1 protein-coding gene is annotated in these 578 nt (G+C 63.5%); it reads right to left on the bottom strand.

The window, feature by feature from the left end; translation table 11 throughout:
• Positions 1-578 (bottom strand): alkaline phosphatase family protein (locus PUN71_RS23025; protein WP_277800614.1); only part of this gene is annotated, 578 nt, incomplete at both ends.

The following is a 578-nucleotide window of genomic DNA, read 5'->3' as shown; positions in this document are numbered from 1 at the left end:
CCGTCGGAATCGTCGTAGGCGAGGACAATGGCGGTGTCTTCCCAGTTCTTCGACTGCTGGATCTGGTTGACGGTTTTGGCGATGAAGTTCTGCTCATCGACCGGGTCGGAGTAGGCGGCGTGGCCGTCCTGGTAGTTGGAGGCTTTCAGGAAGGACACGGCGGGCATGTTGTCGCTGTTGACGACCTTGTTGAAGTCGGTCAGGTCGTACTGGTGGTTGGCCTGGCCGTTGTGCCCGATTTCCGCGTCGTTCGCCGGGGCCAGGTGGTGCGGGTTGGCGGTGGAGGCGTAGTACTGGAAGGGCTGGTGGTGCGGGTTGTAGTCCGTGCTGGAGACACCGGCCACGTTGTTGTGGGTGCTCTTGCAGGCCGCCGGGGTTGTTGCGGTGGCCGCGGCGGTGGGCGTGAAGCCGCCCTGGAACCAGCCCCAGGACACGCCCTGGTCGTTGAGCAGGTCGCCGATGTTTTTGCCGGTCATGCCGGCAAGGTTGTTGGTCTTGGCGTGGCTGTTGTTGGAGCAATCGTCGTAGACCGGGTCCGGGTCGTTGATCATGGTGCCGACGCCGTTGGCGTCAGGGAC

It is taken from the genome of Arthrobacter sp. NQ7 (genome assembly GCF_029581595.2).
Classification (GTDB): Bacteria; Actinomycetota; Actinomycetes; order Actinomycetales; family Micrococcaceae; genus Arthrobacter; species Arthrobacter phenanthrenivorans_B.
Note: the sequence above shows the minus strand (reverse complement) of the source record. Positions and strands in the feature narration are given on the sequence as shown.